Annotated in this window: 14 protein-coding genes, 1 tRNA gene and 1 pseudogene; 3 read left to right on the top strand and 13 right to left on the bottom strand. The window is 67.9% G+C overall.

Features of this window, described 5'->3' with window-relative positions; genetic code table 11:
• Window positions 1-54: 54 nt before the first annotated feature.
• Window positions 55-798, bottom strand: a complete 744-nt coding sequence (locus AWC16_RS10365) for a response regulator transcription factor (protein ID WP_207572299.1) — start codon at window positions 796-798, stop codon at window positions 55-57.
• An 84-nt stretch (window positions 799-882) separates the two neighbouring features.
• Here AWC16_RS10365 and AWC16_RS10360 point away from each other — a divergent pair, with 84 nt between their 5' ends.
• On the top strand, window positions 883-1,638 hold the full coding sequence (locus AWC16_RS10360; RefSeq protein WP_085264650.1) for an MlaD family protein: 756 nt from the start codon (window positions 883-885) through the stop codon (window positions 1,636-1,638).
• 30 nt (window positions 1,639-1,668) lie between these two features.
• On the opposite strand, the pseudogene AWC16_RS10355 reads toward AWC16_RS10360, so the two are convergent.
• From AWC16_RS10355 to AWC16_RS10315, 9 genes and pseudogenes are all read right to left on the bottom strand, one after another.
• Window positions 1,669-2,074: pseudogene (locus AWC16_RS10355) on the bottom strand (HNH endonuclease).
• 33 nt (window positions 2,075-2,107) lie between these two features.
• A tRNA-Thr gene (locus AWC16_RS10350) sits at window positions 2,108-2,183 on the bottom strand.
• 289 nt (window positions 2,184-2,472) lie between these two features.
• Window positions 2,473-3,333: an alpha/beta fold hydrolase gene (locus AWC16_RS10345; RefSeq protein ID WP_085264649.1), complete on the bottom strand. Its 861-nt coding sequence runs from the start codon at window positions 3,331-3,333 to the stop codon at window positions 2,473-2,475.
• A 43-nt stretch (window positions 3,334-3,376) separates the two neighbouring features.
• The gene (locus tag AWC16_RS10340) at window positions 3,377-4,936 is read right to left on the bottom strand and encodes an FAD-binding protein (protein WP_085264648.1); all 1,560 of its coding nucleotides are present in this window, start codon (window positions 4,934-4,936) and stop codon (window positions 3,377-3,379) included.
• Window positions 4,933-6,003, bottom strand: a complete 1,071-nt coding sequence (locus tag AWC16_RS10335) for an alpha/beta hydrolase (protein ID WP_234812210.1) — start codon at window positions 6,001-6,003, stop codon at window positions 4,933-4,935. Before AWC16_RS10335 ends, AWC16_RS10340 begins: the two co-directional genes overlap by 4 nt.
• A complete protein-coding gene (locus tag AWC16_RS10330) occupies window positions 6,000-6,764 on the bottom strand; it encodes a glucose 1-dehydrogenase (protein ID WP_085264647.1) in 765 nt (254 codons plus the stop codon). The genes AWC16_RS10335 and AWC16_RS10330 overlap by 4 nt, the downstream gene beginning before the upstream one ends.
• Window positions 6,764-7,561 (bottom strand): SDR family NAD(P)-dependent oxidoreductase, encoded by a 798-nt coding sequence (locus AWC16_RS10325; protein ID WP_085264646.1) that lies wholly within the window; start codon window positions 7,559-7,561, stop codon window positions 6,764-6,766. Before AWC16_RS10325 ends, AWC16_RS10330 begins: the two co-directional genes overlap by 1 nt.
• A 17-nt stretch (window positions 7,562-7,578) precedes the next feature.
• Entirely contained in the window at window positions 7,579-8,562 is a 984-nt protein-coding gene (locus AWC16_RS10320) for an alpha/beta hydrolase (RefSeq protein ID WP_234812209.1), read from the bottom strand.
• Window positions 8,559-10,214 carry an AMP-binding protein gene (locus tag AWC16_RS10315; protein ID WP_085264645.1) on the bottom strand — a complete coding sequence of 552 codons (1,656 nt, stop codon included), beginning with the start codon at window positions 10,212-10,214 and terminating at the stop codon, window positions 8,559-8,561. The genes AWC16_RS10320 and AWC16_RS10315 overlap by 4 nt, the downstream gene beginning before the upstream one ends.
• Window positions 10,215-10,367: 153 nt before the next feature.
• On the opposite strand from AWC16_RS10315, the gene AWC16_RS10310 reads away from it, so the two are divergent.
• Window positions 10,368-11,786, top strand: a complete 1,419-nt coding sequence (locus AWC16_RS10310) for a wax ester/triacylglycerol synthase family O-acyltransferase (protein WP_085264644.1) — start codon at window positions 10,368-10,370, stop codon at window positions 11,784-11,786.
• A 143-nt stretch (window positions 11,787-11,929) separates the two neighbouring features.
• On the opposite strand, the gene AWC16_RS10305 is transcribed toward AWC16_RS10310, so the two are convergent.
• A complete protein-coding gene (locus tag AWC16_RS10305) occupies window positions 11,930-12,961 on the bottom strand; it encodes an acyl-CoA dehydrogenase family protein (RefSeq protein WP_085264643.1) in 1,032 nt (343 codons plus the stop codon).
• A gap of 153 nt (window positions 12,962-13,114) precedes the next feature.
• Between AWC16_RS10305 and AWC16_RS10300 the strand changes: the two genes are divergently transcribed.
• The gene (locus AWC16_RS10300; protein ID WP_085264642.1) at window positions 13,115-14,194 is read left to right on the top strand and encodes an acyl-CoA dehydrogenase family protein; all 1,080 of its coding nucleotides are present in this window, start codon (window positions 13,115-13,117) and stop codon (window positions 14,192-14,194) included.
• A 14-nt stretch (window positions 14,195-14,208) separates the two neighbouring features.
• On the opposite strand, the gene AWC16_RS10295 is transcribed toward AWC16_RS10300, so the two are convergent.
• Together AWC16_RS10295 and AWC16_RS10290 are read right to left on the bottom strand one after the other, a co-directional pair.
• Window positions 14,209-15,060, bottom strand: coding sequence for an IclR family transcriptional regulator (locus AWC16_RS10295; protein WP_234812207.1), 852 nt, complete (start codon window positions 15,058-15,060; stop codon window positions 14,209-14,211).
• 10 nt (window positions 15,061-15,070) lie between these two features.
• Complete coding sequence (locus AWC16_RS10290; RefSeq protein WP_085264641.1) at window positions 15,071-15,865, bottom strand: SDR family NAD(P)-dependent oxidoreductase; 795 nt, start codon at window positions 15,863-15,865, stop codon at window positions 15,071-15,073.
• Window position 15,866 lies beyond the last annotated feature (1 nt).

Genomic DNA, 15,866 nt, shown 5'->3' with positions numbered 1-15,866 from the left:
CCATGTACTTCGCCCTAATTACCTGTTGGCCGACCTGTTACCGGCGCCAGTCTTTCATCGCGGCTCGCGCAGCACGTAGCCGACTCCGCGCAGCGTGTGCAGCAGCCGTTTCTCGCCGGTGTCGATCTTGCGCCGCAGGTAGGAGACGTAGGATTCCACCACGTTGACATCGCCGCCGAAGTCATACCGCCAGACGTGGTCGAGGATCTTCGGCTTGCTCAGTACGGTGCCGGCGTTGATCACAAAGTACCGGAGCAGGGTGAATTCGGTGGGCGACAGCGACACCGGCTGACCGGACTTCCACACTTCGTGGGTGTCCTCGTCGAGTTCGATGTCGGCGAACGTCAGCCGCGAGTTGCGGGGCTCCTGGGCCCCCTTTCCCGCCCGCCGCAGGATGACCCGCAGCCGGGCGACCACTTCCTCCAAGCTGAACGGCTTGGTCACGTAGTCGTCGCCGCCCAGGGTCAGCCCGGTGATCTTGTCCTGCAGCGAATCCCGTGCGGTCAGAAACAGCGCGGGAGCGTCGATGCCGTCGGCGCGCAACCGGCGCAATACGCCGAACCCGTCCATGCCGGGCATCATCACGTCGAGTATCACCGCGTCCGGGCGGACCTCACGCGCTCGGTCCAGCGCCGCCGGCCCGCTGGAGGCGGTGTAGACCTCGAATCCCTGAAATTTCAGGCTCACCGACAGCAGTTCAACGATGTTGGATTCGTCATCGACGACTAGAACTCGGGCCTCCGGTGCGGCGTCTTGCGCAGCTGTTGCTCCCATAGCGTCAATTCCCTCGCGGCCCATTGAAAATGACCTGGATATCAACTGTACGTTTGCTGCCAATCAAACTAGCTGATATCCGTTCCCGATTCCCCCTAGACTGACCTGGTGAGCCTGGCCAAGCAGCTGATCGCCGTGTCCACCGCCCCGGCACGGATCGGTCTGTCGATCGCCGACGCCGGACTCGGGGTGGCCACCGCGGCGCTGGGGCTGGTACGGCAGTCGCTCGGCGAGACCGGCAGCCGGGGGACGGCCAACTCCATGGCGCAGATGCTGGGCCTCGACGATGCCATCGGCCGGGCCAACCGGTTGGCCAAGTTGATGGACGACGACGCGCCGCTGGGGCGCGCGCTGGCTCCCGGCGGCCCGGCTGACCGGCTGCTGGCGCCCGGCGGGCTGGTAGACCAGCTGACCGGGCCGGGTGGGCTGATCGACCGGCTAACCGCCGAGGGGGGCGGGCTGCAGCGGGCCCTGCAGCCCGGCGGCCTGGTGGACCAGCTCACCGACGAGGACGGACTGATCGAACGCCTGCTGGCCGAGGACGGTCTTGCCGACCGACTGCTGTCCGACGGCGGGCTGATCGACAAGTTGACCGCCCGCAACGGGCCCCTGGAACAACTCGCGGATGTCGCCGACACCCTGGGCCGGCTGGCGCCGGGCATGGAGGCGCTGGAACCGGCGATCGACACCCTGCAGGAAGCGGTGATCGCTCTGACGATGGTGGTCAACCCGCTGAGCAACATCGCCGAACGCATTCCGCTGTTGCCGCGCCGGTCCAGCCGGCGCCCGTCGTCACGGCCGGTGCGCTCCCAACGGGTGATCGACCAGGACCCGACCGACAGTCGCCGCACCGACGGATCCTGACCCCGGCTGGCTTCACGCCCGGCGGCAGCCTCAATACGAAAGGCCGTCGGCGTACCGCAGTCGCCGGTAGTAGCGACCCCGGCCGCGATTCCTTGTCTTGTACGCGGCAGCTGGCTGTCACAGTTGGGACAAATGAGCGCAGATTCTCACGACGATTGTTGCTTGCGTCTCCATCGATGTGGTCGACGATCAGGACCAGTTTCACGCCATTCCACTTGCCGGCGATGCCGCAGATCGCACAGCAACCACTCTGCTGCTCATTCAAGTAGTCCCGGACGTAGTTGCCTAGGTAGGACGTGCGACCACAGACTCCGGTGTCGAGCCAGGCCTCCAAGAGCAAGCGTCGGCGGTGTGACTGTTGGCATGCATTGCTGCAGAACACTCTTAGCCGACGACCTTCAAAATCGACTCCGCACCTGAGACAGGTCACTGGCATGCGACGACGCTATTCCTCAGCACCGACAGGAAATGGAGCCGCGTGAGAGACTCGAACTCTCGACATCCGCTTTACAAGAGCGACGCTCTACCAACTGAGCTAACGCGGCCGGGGCCGGCTCGATGAGCCATGGCGATTGTACGACGAGGCGATGCTGTCCGAGCTGTCCGCTCCCCGCCGACTCAAGCCGGTGGATGGTAAGCGAGCGATTGCTAACTGGCGCTGGCAGGAGGTGCGTCGGCCGGTTGTCCCTGGAGCGTGTCCGGACACAGCTCGCGTTGCGCAGCCAAGCGCACCATCACACCCGAACCCTTTCGACGACCAAACCGCACACTAACCCCAGCGCACGACTCAGCGCAGCGATTCGCCCAGGCAGACGCCGCGTCGACCCCCGCTGACTAGTCGCGGGTCAGGTACTCCAGCACCACGCGGATAAAGGCGTCCTTGGCCTCGATCATGGTCCAGTGCCCGCAGTTGGGGAACACGTGCACCTCGGCATTGGGAATGGTCCGCATCGGGATCAGCGCCATGTCCAGCGGGCTGACCCGGTCGTCGCGGCCCCAGGTGACCAGCGTCGGCGCCTTGAGGCGGTGCATCATCGCCCACGGCAGCGGCCCCTTGGATGCCTGCATCATCTTCACCATGTTCGTGAAGGCTTCCTTGCCGTACATCCGCCGGGCGCTGGCCAGGGTGTCCGGGTCGGTGGCCAGTGCCCAACGCTCCTCGATGAGCTCTTCGGTGATCACCGCCGGGTCGTAGACCATCGAGTGCAGCCACCGCACCAGCGCGTCGCGGCTGGGGTTGTCGACGAAGTCCTGCAGCAGCCGGATGCCCTCGGCCGGCCCCGGGCTGAGCAGGTTGGTTCCGATACCGCCGATGGTCACCAGCCTGCGCACCTTGTCGGGGTTGCCGATCGCGTAGCCGATGCCCACGCCGCCGCCCATCGAGTTGCCGACGATGCTGAACTGGTCCAGACCCAGCGCGTCGGCGAACGCCGGCACCGCGCCGAAGGCCGTCACCATCGGGTGCCCGCCGAAGTCGTCGCTGACCCCGAAGCCGGGGAATTCCAGCACCAGGCAGCGGAAGTGCTCGGCGAAGGCGGGCAACAGGCCGCGGTAGTTGCGCCACCCCGTCACGCCCGGACCGGAGCCGTGCAGCAGCAACAGTGTGGGACCCTCGCCGGCCTCGTGGTAGCGCAGCACTCCCTGCTCGGTGGTGACCTCACGCAGGGTCTCGTCGTGGCTCAGCTGTGTCGTCATGGGTCTCACGCTAACGCCGGCATCGACGGCAACACCGTCGGGGTCAACATCGGTCGGGCGACCGGCCCAGCATGTCCAGCACCGCCAGGTGGCTGAACAACATGCTCGCCCCGATCGGGTTTCCCCCACCGGGATAGGCGGTACCGCTCGGCGCCGCCATCGTGTTGCCGGCCGCGTACAGTCCCGGGATCGGCTTGCCCGCGGCGTCCAGCACCCGTGCCGCGGTGTCGGTGCGAAGCCCGCCCTTGGTGCCCAGATCGGAGATGCCGAACATGGCCGCGTGAAACGGTGCCCGCTCGATCGAGACCAGCGGGGAGGCACCGGCCGAGAACGCCCGATCATAAGCCTCGTCGCCTCGGCCGAAGTCCTCATCGACGCCTGCGGCGACGAACGCGTTGAACCGCTCGACCGTCGCCACCAGGTTCGCCGCCGGGACACCGATCAGGCCCGCGAGCTCCTCGAGGGTGTCGGCCGTGCGCCACAGGCCTGCCTCGATATAGCGCTCCGTTTCGACCATGGACACATTGGTCGCCTTGACCGGCGGCACCGGACCTTGCGCGTCGTCGTAGATCATCCAGTACGGCAAGGTCATCGACCCGTCGCGAAGCCGGTCGAGGATGGCGCGGCCGATGCGGTCATAGGCCGCGGATTCGTTGACGAACCGCCTGCCCTCCTGATCGACGAAGATGCCGCCGGTGAACCACAGCGCGAACGCGGAGCGCCCGTCCGGGTGCGTCATCCCGGGCGACCACCAGGCCTGGTCCATCAGGTCGGTGTCGGCTCCGATCGCGATCGCCGCCTCATGGGCCTGGCCGAGATTTCCCCACGGCCCCATGGTGTCTCGCGCGACACCCGGCACACCGTAGCGCTGCCGCATCGCGTCGTTGCCCTCGAAACCTCCGGCGGCCAGCAGTACTCCGCGGCGTGCCCGGATGGCCCGGCGCTCCCCCGCGGTCTCGACGACGGCGCCGAGCACACCGCTGTCATCGCTCACCAATTCGACCAGGGGGGTGATCAATCGCAGTGACGCGCCCGGATAGTTCCCGGTCGCCTTGAGGAACCGCGCGATCAACGCGCGGCCGCCGATGAAGTAGTCCTCGGGCGGCTCGGTGCCGAGCCGGTCGGCGTCGAGCGGGCCGCGCACCTGACCCCGCAGTTCGGGTGCCTTGGCGACGGCCAGTGGTTTGGCGGCGATATGACGCTGGCCGTCGAGGCGGGCCTTGGGTGCCTTGCCGAAGTAGTCCGGCCACGGCAACACCGAGAACCTCAGGTCCGGGTCCTCCTCGAGGTAGGCGATCAGCGGCGCGCCGCCGCGCACATAGGTCTCCTGCAATTCGCGCGGAGTACGGTCGCCGACCACCGCGTGGTAGTACTCCAGCGCGTCTTCGATGGTGTCGTCGGTGCCGGCCCGCAGCAGCACCGGGTTGCACGGAAACCACACGCCCCCGCCGCCGGAATACGCGGTGGTGCCGCCGAACTTGTCGGTCGCCTCGACGAGGATGACCTCAAGTCCCTCGCGGGCAGCGGTGTAGGCACCGGTGACGCCTCCGCCGCCGGACCCGGCCACCAGCACGTCGCATTCTTCGTCCCAGTCCACCTTCATGCGTACAACGACTCCTGGAATCGTTGTCCCACCAAGGATTTGGCTGTGCGCGACCATACGAAACCGACGTGACCTCCGTTGCACCAATCCAGGCGACTCGACTCCCAGGCGGCTTGTAGCGCCGGCGGTTGGTCGGCCGGTATCAGCCGGTCGGCTCGCGCCGCGACGATCGCACGACGGTCCCGCGGCAGCAGCGGCTTGATCGCCAGCGGAGAAACGACCCGGAATACGTCGTGTGTCTCCGTCGCGCGCAGCGTATCCAGATACGCCGGCGGAGGGCTGTGGTGTGCCATCAAGGCGGGCACGTCAACGAAGGGGACGCCCGCGACCACACAGTCGAGCGGTTCGACACCGGCCAGCAGGGCCGCCAGGTAGCCGCCCAGGGACAGCCCGTACACCCCCACCGGCGCTCCGCTGGTCTCCTGGATCCAGCCCACCAGCCGGCGAATGTCCCAGATCGCCTGGCTGATCGAGTGCAGGGTGGCGGACAGGTCCATCGACAACATCTGGAAGTCGCCCGGCATCCGGCGCGGTCCGTGGAACGGCAACACCGGCACCGCCACGTTGAACCCGAGCTGCTTATGCAGATAGCTCCCCCATACAAAGGTCACGTCGAATCGCGACGAGCCCATGCCGAACCCGTGCAGGCAGACCACCCACGGCGCCCTGGGTTCACGGTGGCGAAGCAGCCTGACCAAGACGGTGTCGTTGTCTTCGGTGGCGGTCCATCGCTGTGCACCGGGCTCGGCCTCGCGGGGCCGAAAATTCGATGCGAACGTGACGGTTTCGTGTCGGGGAACCGTCGTTGATCCGTGTGACTGCAAATCGCTGCTTCGCAGCGGGTGGGGTGCGCGATGGTAGGACCGCGGGTCAGCCAACCAGCCCTCGCTCTCGAACAGCTTCGCGGCCGCCGCCATCTCCGCCATGCTTCGCTCCGCCTCTTCGCGCGGCGGGTCCTTCGGTTGGCGGCTTCGAATGAAGGCCAGCACCGCCTCATCGAGTGCGATGTGCGGGGCCAGTCCTACCCGTCCAGCCCAGTCTTGCGCCAGCGACGCGTTGACGGTCACGACGGCACAATCGGTATCCGGCCCGTGCTGGCACCGCCGTCCACCGCCAGCTCCGCACCGGTGACATACGACGACGCGTCCGAGCCGAGGAATGCGACGACGTCGGCGACCTCTTCGGGAGCTCCCACCCGGGTCAGCGGCGCACCGGGGTGCCCGCCCGGACCGCGCTCCACGTCGAGATGCGCGACCATCGGAGTGTCGATCATGCCGGGATAGACGGTGTTCACCCGGATGTTGAAGGGCCCCAACTCGATTGCGGCGACCCTGGACATGCCGCGCAGCCCCCATTTCGAGGCACCGTAGGCGGTGTAGCCGGCCAGCCCCTGCAGGCCGGCCTGCGACGACACGTTGATGATCGAGCCGCCACCGCTCGCCTTCATCGGTTCGACAACCGCCTGCATACCCAGGAACGGCCCGATGAGGTTGACCCGCAGCATGGTCTCGAAACCGTCCACGGACTGTTCGACCAGCGGGACAACGCGACAGATCGCGGCATTGTTGACCAGGACATCGAGACGACCGAACTCGCTGACGGCGGCGTCCACCACTGTCGCCCAGCCACTTTCATCGGCGACGTCGTGCGCAAGGAACCGGGCCGCATCACCGATCGACGCGGCCACCTCCTGGCCCTTGTCGACAAGGACGTCGGTGAGTACCACCCGGGCGCCCAGCTCGGCGAACAGGTGGGCTTCCGCGGCGCCCTGTCCCTGGGCGGCGCCGGTGATTATCGCGACCTTCCCGGACAGGTTCACACCCGCCATCAGTCGCTGTCCTGGTCAATACCGGTCAGCATCAGCTCGGAGACCCGCCTAGGGAACTCGGTGAACTTCGCCATCGGAATGATGTTGCGCGGCATGATGACATGGCGGCGGTTGCGCTCGATCGCTCCCGCGATGGCTTCCGAGACCGCCACCGGGTCCAGCGATTCGCGGGGGATCATCTTCCACCGAATGGACCGCTCGATGGTGCGCCGGGCCGGGCCGAAATCCCGGATGTGGTCGAGCATGTCGGTCTTGACCTCGCCGATCTGCACCAGCGTGGTGTTGACCGGCTTGCCCCGCAACTCTCCCCGAATACCGGCGGTGAAGTGGCTCAGCCCGGCCTTGGAAGTCGCGTACAGGGTCACCCCGGGCCCTTGAGAGATGGCGCCCATGGAGGACACGTTGACGATGTGGCCCCGCCCACGCTGGACCATGCGCGGCATCACCTGACGGCACAGTTCCATCGGCGCCGCCAGATTGACCTGAAGCAGGCTGCGGATCTGCTGCGGGGTCGCTTCGTGAAACCGGCCGACATGGTCGATGCCGGCGTTGTTGATCAGGATGTCTACCGGGCCGTCGGCCTCGACCCGGTCGACCAGGCCCTCCACGGCCGCCGGGTCGCCCAGGTCGGTCGGATAGGCCTTGCCGTCGAGCTCTTTGGCCAGCACCTCGAGGGCATCGCCGTCTCGCGCCACCAGCGCCACGTCGACGCCGCGCGCGGCCAGTACCTCCGCGATGTGCTTACCGAGTCCCCTGCTGGCACCGGTTATGAGCGCCCGGCTGTTCTGCAGTTTCATGGCGGCCCTTTCGTCTTCTACGGTTCTTGGTTGGGGGCGGAGGTCGTGCTGCCCAGCGCGTCACGCAGGACGGCGCACACGTCGTCGTTGGCTTCGCGGGCCAGCGGCAGGTGGTCGGCCAGATTGAAGAAGCCGTGGAAGCCGGCTTCGTAGCGCTGCACGGTGGCCTGCACCCCGGCACCGCGCAGCCGGCCCGCGAAGTCCTCACCCTCCTCGCACAACGGATCCAACGCGCCGGTCACCACGTGCGCGGGTGGCAATCCGGTGAAGTCGCCGAGGATCGGCGAGGCCAGCACATTGGTGCGGTCGCCTTCTCGCCCGAGGTACTGCTCGGTGAACCACTGCATATGCGACCCGGTCAGAACGCCGTTCTTGGTGTGCTTGCTGGCCGTTGAGGATTTGCGTCGCTGGTCGACGACCGGGTAGATCAGCACCTGGAAGGCGATCGACGGTCCACCGCGGTCACGGGCGAGCATGGCCACCACCGCGGCCAGATTGCCTCCGGCGCTGTCGCCGGCGATCACCAGCCGCGCCGGGTCGACCCCCAGCTCGTCGACGTGGCCGGCCACCCATTCGGTGGCAGCCCACGCGTCGTGCACGGCCGCCGGGAAGGGGTGTTCGGGCGCCAGCCGGTAATCGACCGAAACCACCACCACCCCGGCGCCATTGGCCAGGCGCCGGCAGCACGAGTCGTGCGAGTCGAGATCGCACAGCACGAATCCGCCGCCGTGGAAGTAGACCAGCACAGGCGGCGGCTGCGCGGGCTCGCCGGCACCGAACGGGAAGTAGATCCGCACCGGCAGCGACACCTCGCCGTCCGGGCCCGGAATGAGGCGTTCCTCGACGCGAGCCACCGGAATCGGGATGGCGGGCCGGCGACTGGCCTTCAAATTGGCCCGGACCTCGGCCGCGTTGCCGTTGCCGGCGGCGATCGACGCGAAGGCCGCGCTCATCCGGTCAGCGGTCTCGCGCTTCATCGAGTCGGTGGTCGGCCGGCTCATCGAGCACTCCCTTCGGTCAGGCTGCCACGCAATAACTTTCCGGTGGCGTTGCGCGGCAGAACGTCGAGGAACTCGACATCCCGCGGCACCTTGTAGCGAGCCAGGTTCGCCCGGATGTAGTCCTTGATCTCGTCGGCGGTCAGTGCGGATCCCGCGGCACGCACCACGTATGCCTTGAGCCGCTGGCCGAAGTCGGGATCGGCGACCCCGAGCACCGCTGCCTCCTGCACCTCGGGATGGCCGCTGATCAGGTTCTCCACCTCGAGCGGGTAGACGTTCTCTCCGCCGGAGATCACCATGTCGTCGTCGCGGCCGTCGACGTAAAGCCTTCCGGTGTCGTCGAAGTGGCCGACATCGCCGCTGCTGAGCAGCCCGTCGATGACGTCCTTGCGCCGGCCGTCGGTGTAGCCGGAGAAGCTGACGCTGCTGCCGGCGAAGATGCGGCCGATCACGCCGGGCGCGGTGATCTCAGTCCCGTCGGTGTCGTAGAGCCGCACCGCACAACCCACCGGGGGGCGCCCGGCGGTGCGGGGGTCATGGCGCAGATCCTCCGGGGTCGCAACGGTCATCACGGCCAACTCTGTTGATCCATAAAGGTTGTAGAGCACCGGACCGAACTCGTCGAGAGTGCGCACCACCAGATCCGGCGGCACGGCCGAGCCGGAGGCGAAGATGATCCGCAGTGACGAGGTGTCGTAGCGGTCGTGGACCTCCTTGGGCAGGGCCATGATTCGCTGCAGCATGGTGGGAACCACCACCAGCACGTTGCACCGATACTCCGCGATCGCCCGCAGGGTGGCCTCCGGGTCGAATTTGCGCCGCAACACCAATCGGTTGCCCAACGCCAGCGACAGCACCGCCTGCCCCAACCCGGTACCGTGGAAGATCGGGGCGGCCAACATACAGACCTCGTTGCGCCGCCGCGGAACCCGGTCCAGCAGTTGAGCGGAGAACAGCGGTGACGTCTTGCCGCGCGGCGCCCCCTTCGGCGTTCCGGTGGTGCCGCTGGTCAACAGTGTCAACCCACCTGGCTTGGCCGGCGCGGGTACCGCGGCCGTGGAGGCCGACCGGATCAGCCCGGCCAACGATCCCGGTGCGGCTGTGCCGTCGGCGGTGAACGCGACGATGCGCCGCACATTGGCGTCCACCGCGGAGAGCAGATCGGTGAACTCCTCGTCGTAGACCAGCACGCTGACGTGTTCGCGTTGCGCGACATCGGCAAGCTGCGGTTTGGCGAACCCGGTGTTCATCAGCAACACCTGCGCGCCGATCTTGTTGGCCGCCGCGAGCACGATGATCAGTCCGCGGTGGTCCCGACACAGCACGGCGATCACGTCGCCGTCGCCGAGGCCCAGCTGCGCCCACGCCCGGGCCAGGGCGTTGACCTGCCCGTTGAGTTCGGTGAACGTCAGGTCGCCGAGTTCGTCGGTGATGGCGATCGCGTCGGTGTTCTTCACCGCCGCCGACTCGATAACCCCGGCGAACCCGCCATAGCTGCGGACATTCTTCGCCGAACGGATGCCCTCCACGAGCCCGCCGGACAGGCCGGCCTCGCGCAGGACTTTGAGGCTGCGTGCGGTGACCTTCAGCCGGTCCGCAACGTCGGCCACCTTGGTCCGGAGCGGTTTCTCTGGCTTCACAAGCTGCACCATATGGCGGCACTCACGGCGCTCGGGCCGCTACGTCTCACTGGGCGAGACAACTGGTCTCCTGCGACACACCCTGCATGTAAGAGTGACTCGTGCCACACGCTGGGCGGGTGGCAGCGACGAACGTACCAGCCGGTTCAGCCAGTGAGGTGAGAGATGCGCCGCCTGAAGGGTGAGGACAACAGTTTCCTCGCGTGGGAGAACGACGTGCAGCCCCAGTACACGATCAAGGCGGTCGTACTCGACCCGGGACAGGGACGGGAGCCGGTCAACCTCGAGACGGTCCGGGCCGCGGTTCCGGCCTTGGTGGAGCACGTCGAACCACTGCAGTGGCAGTTGCTGATGCCGCGGCTGGGGTTCGGCCGGCCCTGGTGGATCTCGCGGCCCCAAGTCGACCTGGACTACCACGTCAAGCACACGACCGCGGCGGCACCCGGCGGGGATCGTGAGCTCGCGGCGGTGATCGGCGACATCCTGGAGGCACCGACCGAACGCCACCGCCCGCCGTGGCAGCTGTGGTACGTCGACGGTCTCGCCGACGGCCGGGTCGCCTTCGTGCTCAAGGTGCACCACGCCATTGCCGACGGCATGGCCTCGCTGCGGCTGCTCGAGACGATCTACAGTACGGACCCCGAAGCGCCGCTTCCCCAGCCGCAGCCCGGTCCGCCGTCCGGCGAACAGCGCCCCGGGCTGCGGACATGGTTGCCGATGGTCTTGCGCCACCAGGGTGCCGCGGCGCTCAACTTCCCCCGCATCGTTGCCCGCAGTGTGCGGGTGGCCGGCATCATGCGTCGGCGCCAGAAGGCCGGTAAGCCCGGCTATGCCGCCGCGTTCTCCGCGCCCGGAACCCGGTTCAACGCGCCGCTGACCACCGACCGCAAGTTCGCCTACCACAGCTGCGACATGCGGACCATCAAACAGGTCAGCAAGGCCTTCGGTGTCACGGTCAATGATGTGTTCCTGGCGGTCTGCAGCGGTGCGCTGCGCGGCTTCCTGGACCGCAACGGTGAACTGCCCGTCGAGACACTGACCGCGGTGGTGCCGGTGTCGATGCGGCCCCCCGGCGCCGAGACCGAGTGGGGCAACCACGTCGCGCGGTGGAACGTGGTGCTCGCGACCGACATCGCCGACCCCGTCGAGCGCCTGCGCGCCATCGCCGACGCCACCAAGACCGCGCGCGAGGTGCAGGCCGAGCGGGATGCGCTGCTGCAGCACGACTGGATGGAGTACTGGCCGCTGTTCTGGTTCTACTCGCGCGCGCTGCCACTGGTCAGCGAGCGGATGACCCGCCGGCCGACCTTCAGCCTGATCGCGTCGAACATGCGCGGACCGCAGCGCCGCCTGTACTGGGCCGGGGCGCCGATCGAAAAGCTCATCTCGACCGGGCCCGTGGTGTTCCCGATGGGCCTGAACTTCACCGGGTGGAGCTATGAGGACCAGATGACGATCTGCACACTCGTCTGCGGTGACCACGTGTCCGATCCCTGGGAGATCGCCGACGGACTGCCCGCCGCACTCGCCGAACTGGCGGCCCTGGCTCCTGCCGCGCCCGAGTCGGTCGACAAGGCCGTTTAGCACGCGACAACCGCGGGTGCGTGCACGAGGCCACTGCGACTTGTCGCGCAAAGGCGGGCAACTATCCCTATGGGCTCCGGCCGGGCCCTGCGGGGTCCGGTCGGGAACGCGGCCAACTGAACGGTATTGCGTTTAGCGGCCGTTTAGCGGCCGTCTGACACGCCGTCCAACAGCCGGGTCGCCAGCCGGAAGCAGGCGTGGGTGCCCTGCCAGAGCCGGGTGACGGGGTCGGAGGCCTGCAGCGCGTGTCGCCGGCTGCTGGCCAGCAGTTCGTCGGCCGCGTCACGTGCCCGGCCGGCGGCCTGCAGCTGCTCCCATGTCGCCGCGCGCAGCGCCTCGGCTTCGGCGGTGCCGATGGAGGCCTCAAGTGACGCCCCGAGCTGAAGTCTGGCGGCGTCGATGTCACAGGCGGCCCGGCCCACTTGAATGGTCGACGACGGCCGATCCATCACATCCTCACCGCCGTAGGAGGCCGACAGTCGCTGGCGGATCTCCCGTACGTGCAGACGCCACACCCCGTCGGCCGCGCCGACCACCGTCGCCGCCGCCGCCGCGCCGGCCACGCATGAAACCGGCAGTTCGAAGATCCGATTTCCGGGCACGGCAACGTCAGACACTGTGACATCACAGATATCGGTCCCGAAGAGTCCGGACGGATTGCGGGTCGGCTTGGTGCTCACCTGCTCGCGAGGCAGCAGCACCCGGTAGCGCCCACCATCACCGTCAGCGGTCAACAGCAACCAATCCGCAAGATCGGCACCGGCCACCGAGCGCCAGCAGCCGCTCAATCGGGATTCATCGCCCGAGACCGTCAGGCGCCCCTCCGAGCCGTAGCCAGGCGCGATGAGCGCCTTCGCATCGCCGCGCCACACCTCGTCGGCCGCGGCGCCGGGCAGGCCGCCGACTTCGTGGGCCGCCGCGTTGAACATCGCGCTGAGCCAGCCCAGCGATGCGTCCATGGCGGCAAGTTCACCGATCACCGTGACGGACTCGTCGGCGGCCATCGCCAGCCCGCCGTATCGCGCCGGCTGCAACATCTGCCATCCAGCACACTGCTGCAGCGCGGCGATCAACTGCGGTGTCGAAGGCTGCTTTTCGTCCCCGGGAGTAAGGATGGGCGCCACCGCGTCGACGATCTCGCGCGCGACGCTGTGCACAGCGGACGGCCCGGTCATTCCCACCTCCTGGTGCGCGATGACGAATGGTATCCGAGTTTGACCGAATTCAAGCGGTGGTTACGCCGCGGTTCACTAGTCTGACCACATGAAACGGCTCTCGGGTGTCGACGCGCTGGATCCGGTCCTGGAGTCGGGGCGCGTCGGCGTCGCATGACGATCGAGGCGGTCCGCGCACTGCTCCCGGCGATCGCCGAGGCGGCGGCCGACGTCGACCGCAATGGCGCGGTCGACGCCGACATCATCGGGGGCCTGCACGATGCGGGTTTTTTCGCGATGCTGCGGCCCACCGCATTCGGCGGGTCGCAGTCCGACCCGGACGAGTACCTGACCGCCAGTCGCGACATTGCGGCGGCGTGTACTTCGACGGGGTGGCTGGCCGCGATGCTGGGAGTGCATGCCTGGCACCTCGCGCTCTTCGACGAACAGGCGCAGCGCGACGTCTGGGCAGCCGACCCACGGGCATTGCTCTGCGAGTCCTACGCCCCGACCGGACGGCTGGAACAGGTCAACGGCGGCTTCCGGCTCTCCGGGCGGTGGAGTCGTTGCGCGGGTGCGCAGCACGCGTCGTGGCTGATGGCCGGCGCGGTGCTGGTCGGCGAGGACGGCGCCGCCCAGGACTTCACCGTCGCGCTGGTGCCCCGCGAGGACTTCACCATCGAGCCGAGCTGGAACGGCGTGGGCCTGCGCGGGATCGGCGCCGACGAGGTGGTGGTGTCCGGTGCGCTGGTGCCCCGCTACCGCACCTTCGGGGTCACCCAGCAGCCGCGCGCCACCCTGGCGCCGCTGTACCGGCTTCCGCAGACGGTGCTGTACACCCATGCCGGGACGGTTCCGGTGGTCGGCGCCGCACTGGGCCTGCTCGCCGCACGCCGTCCGGACATCACCGGGCCCTTGGATGCGATAGCGGTCGCAAGCACCGGAGTGCAGTTGTCGATACGTCAAATCCGGCGCAATCTCAACGAATTCATGGACTGTGCTGCCCGCGATGCGTTCCCGGCCGCCGAGCTGCTGTTGCGCGGTCGCCGAGACCAGGTGGTGGCGTTCGAACGCGCGGTGCAGGTGGTCCGATGGTTCGTGGAGCGCTCGGGGCCGGACCTCGACGGGTTGGTGGACCGGGTCTGGCGTGATGTGCAGACCGCCCACATGCACGTGTCCAACGATGCCGAACGGGTGCTGTCGGTCGTCGGTCAGTTCGCGTTCGGTCTGAAGGTCGACGAATTCATCTTGTGAGCCAGTTCTTCCCGTTAGACCCACGCATCCGATGTCAGGGTGCGCAGCACCCGGGACAGCATGGTGTCGGTTGCGTTCACCGGCGCCTGCGAACCCCGCACGGCCGCTTCGGGATCGGCTCGGCCCAGATGGTGGGAGATGCGGCCGGCGGCGCGCATGACGAACGGCGCGGTGCGCTGCAACCGGTGCATCGGCAGCGCACCGGTCAACGACAGACCTGCCACTTCGCCCTCGCCGGTGCGGATCGGCGCGGCGATACTGCACAGGCCGACCGCCAGTTCCTCGTTGTCGTAGGCCAGCCCGTGGCGGGACCGGATTCGGGTCAGCTCCTGATGCAGGGTGGCCAAGTCGACGATGGTGGTCCGGGTGAGTCGGGTCAGCGGGCCGCTGAACACCGCGTCGACCTCCTCGGCCGGAAGCTGCGCGAGCATCGTCTTGCCCAGTGCGCTGGCATATGCTGGGGTTCGGCCGGCGATCCGGGTCGGCATCACGACTCCGCTGCGGCCGGCCACCTTGTCCAGGTACACGACTTCACCGCCGAGCAGCACACCGAGGTGGACCACCAATCCGGTGTCGGCGTGCAGCCGTTCGAGTGTGCGGGAGGCGACGGCACGCAGCTGGGAGTACTCGACCATCCGGGTGACCGGCAGCGGGGAGGCTGCCAGGCCGTATCCGTCCGGGCGATGCCGCAGCAGCCCGGACGAATGCAGCTGGTTGAGGATGCGATGAACCGACGACCGGGGCAGCTGGGTACGCGACACCACTTGATCGAGTCGCAGGCACTCGCCGGGCTCGAACACGTTCATGATCAACGCGACCCGGGCAACCATCGAGGTCGGCGGATCGGAACGGCCACCAGCTGCCATAGGCCCCACGCTAAGCGTGCGCGCCACCGTCGACACGGATTTCGGTGCCGGTGATGTATGCGCCGTCGTCGGATACCAGCATCGCCACCACACTGGCGACCGCCGACGGATCACCCATCGGCGCCCCACTGGAAGCAGTCAGTGTGGTGGGCAGCACCGGAGAGAGCTTGGCCAGCAGTGCCCAGTCGGCGTCGGCCGGCAGGTATCCGGCGGTGGCGTCGGTGATTCCCGACTTGATGCCGCCCGGAGCCACACACACCGCCCGCAGGCCCCGCCCGCCGTATTCCAGTGCCAGCGAGTGCGTCAACGACTGGATGCCGCCCTTGCTGGCCGAATACGCCGTCATGTAGGGATGCGCAAACGATGCCGACGTGGAACTGAAGTTCACGATCACGCTGCGCGGGTTCGCCAGCAGTGCGGGCAGCGCCTCCCGGATCACCAGGAAGGTGCCGGTGAGGTTGACGGTGATGATCTGATTCCAATCCGCCAGGCTCGTCTCGTGGGTGTGTGACGCCCGCAGGATCCCCGCTGCGTTGACCACAGAGTCCAGGCCGCCCAGGGTGTCGACGACACTGCGTACGCCGTCGACGACGGAACCCTCGTCGCCGATGTTCATCTCGAGTGTGGTGAGCCGGCCCTCGGTGCCGTGCGCCCGAGCCTGCGCCCGGGTCTTCTCCAGCCCATCGTGGGCAACGTCCGCCCCCACCACGGCGGCACCCTCACCGAGCAGCCGCAGCACGGTGGCCTGGCCGATGCCCGATGCGGCACCCGTCACCAAGATCCGGTTGTCCGCCAGCCTGTTCATC

The sequence above is a fragment of the Mycolicibacter longobardus genome (genome assembly GCF_002102265.1).
GTDB classification, from domain to species: domain Bacteria; phylum Actinomycetota; class Actinomycetes; order Mycobacteriales; family Mycobacteriaceae; genus Mycobacterium; species Mycobacterium longobardum.
Note: the sequence above shows the minus strand (reverse complement) of the source record. Positions and strands in the feature narration are given on the sequence as shown.

Excerpts from the sequence above, each read along its gene's own strand:
- AWC16_RS10365 (WP_207572299.1), bottom strand. The coding sequence starts at position 798 with ATGGGCCGCGAGGGAATTGACGCTATGGGAGCAACAGCTGCGCAAGAC.
- AWC16_RS10345 (WP_085264649.1), bottom strand. The coding sequence starts at position 3,333 with ATGACGACACAGCTGAGCCACGACGAGACCCTGCGTGAGGTCACCACC.
- AWC16_RS10340 (WP_085264648.1), bottom strand. The coding sequence starts at position 4,936 with ATGAAGGTGGACTGGGACGAAGAATGCGACGTGCTGGTGGCCGGGTCC.
- AWC16_RS10330 (WP_085264647.1), bottom strand. The coding sequence starts at position 6,764 with ATGGCGGGTGTGAACCTGTCCGGGAAGGTCGCGATAATCACCGGCGCC.
- AWC16_RS10325 (WP_085264646.1), bottom strand. The coding sequence starts at position 7,561 with ATGAAACTGCAGAACAGCCGGGCGCTCATAACCGGTGCCAGCAGGGGA.
- AWC16_RS10320 (WP_234812209.1), bottom strand. The coding sequence starts at position 8,562 with ATGAGCCGGCCGACCACCGACTCGATGAAGCGCGAGACCGCTGACCGG.
- AWC16_RS10315 (WP_085264645.1), bottom strand. The coding sequence starts at position 10,214 with ATGGTGCAGCTTGTGAAGCCAGAGAAACCGCTCCGGACCAAGGTGGCC.
- AWC16_RS10310 (WP_085264644.1), top strand. The coding sequence starts at position 10,368 with ATGCGCCGCCTGAAGGGTGAGGACAACAGTTTCCTCGCGTGGGAGAAC.
- AWC16_RS10305 (WP_085264643.1), bottom strand. The coding sequence starts at position 12,961 with ATGACCGGGCCGTCCGCTGTGCACAGCGTCGCGCGCGAGATCGTCGAC.
- AWC16_RS10300 (WP_085264642.1), top strand. The coding sequence starts at position 13,115 with ATGACGATCGAGGCGGTCCGCGCACTGCTCCCGGCGATCGCCGAGGCG.
- AWC16_RS10295 (WP_234812207.1), bottom strand. The coding sequence starts at position 15,060 with ATGGCAGCTGGTGGCCGTTCCGATCCGCCGACCTCGATGGTTGCCCGG.
- AWC16_RS10290 (WP_085264641.1), bottom strand. The coding sequence starts at position 15,865 with ATGAACAGGCTGGCGGACAACCGGATCTTGGTGACGGGTGCCGCATCG.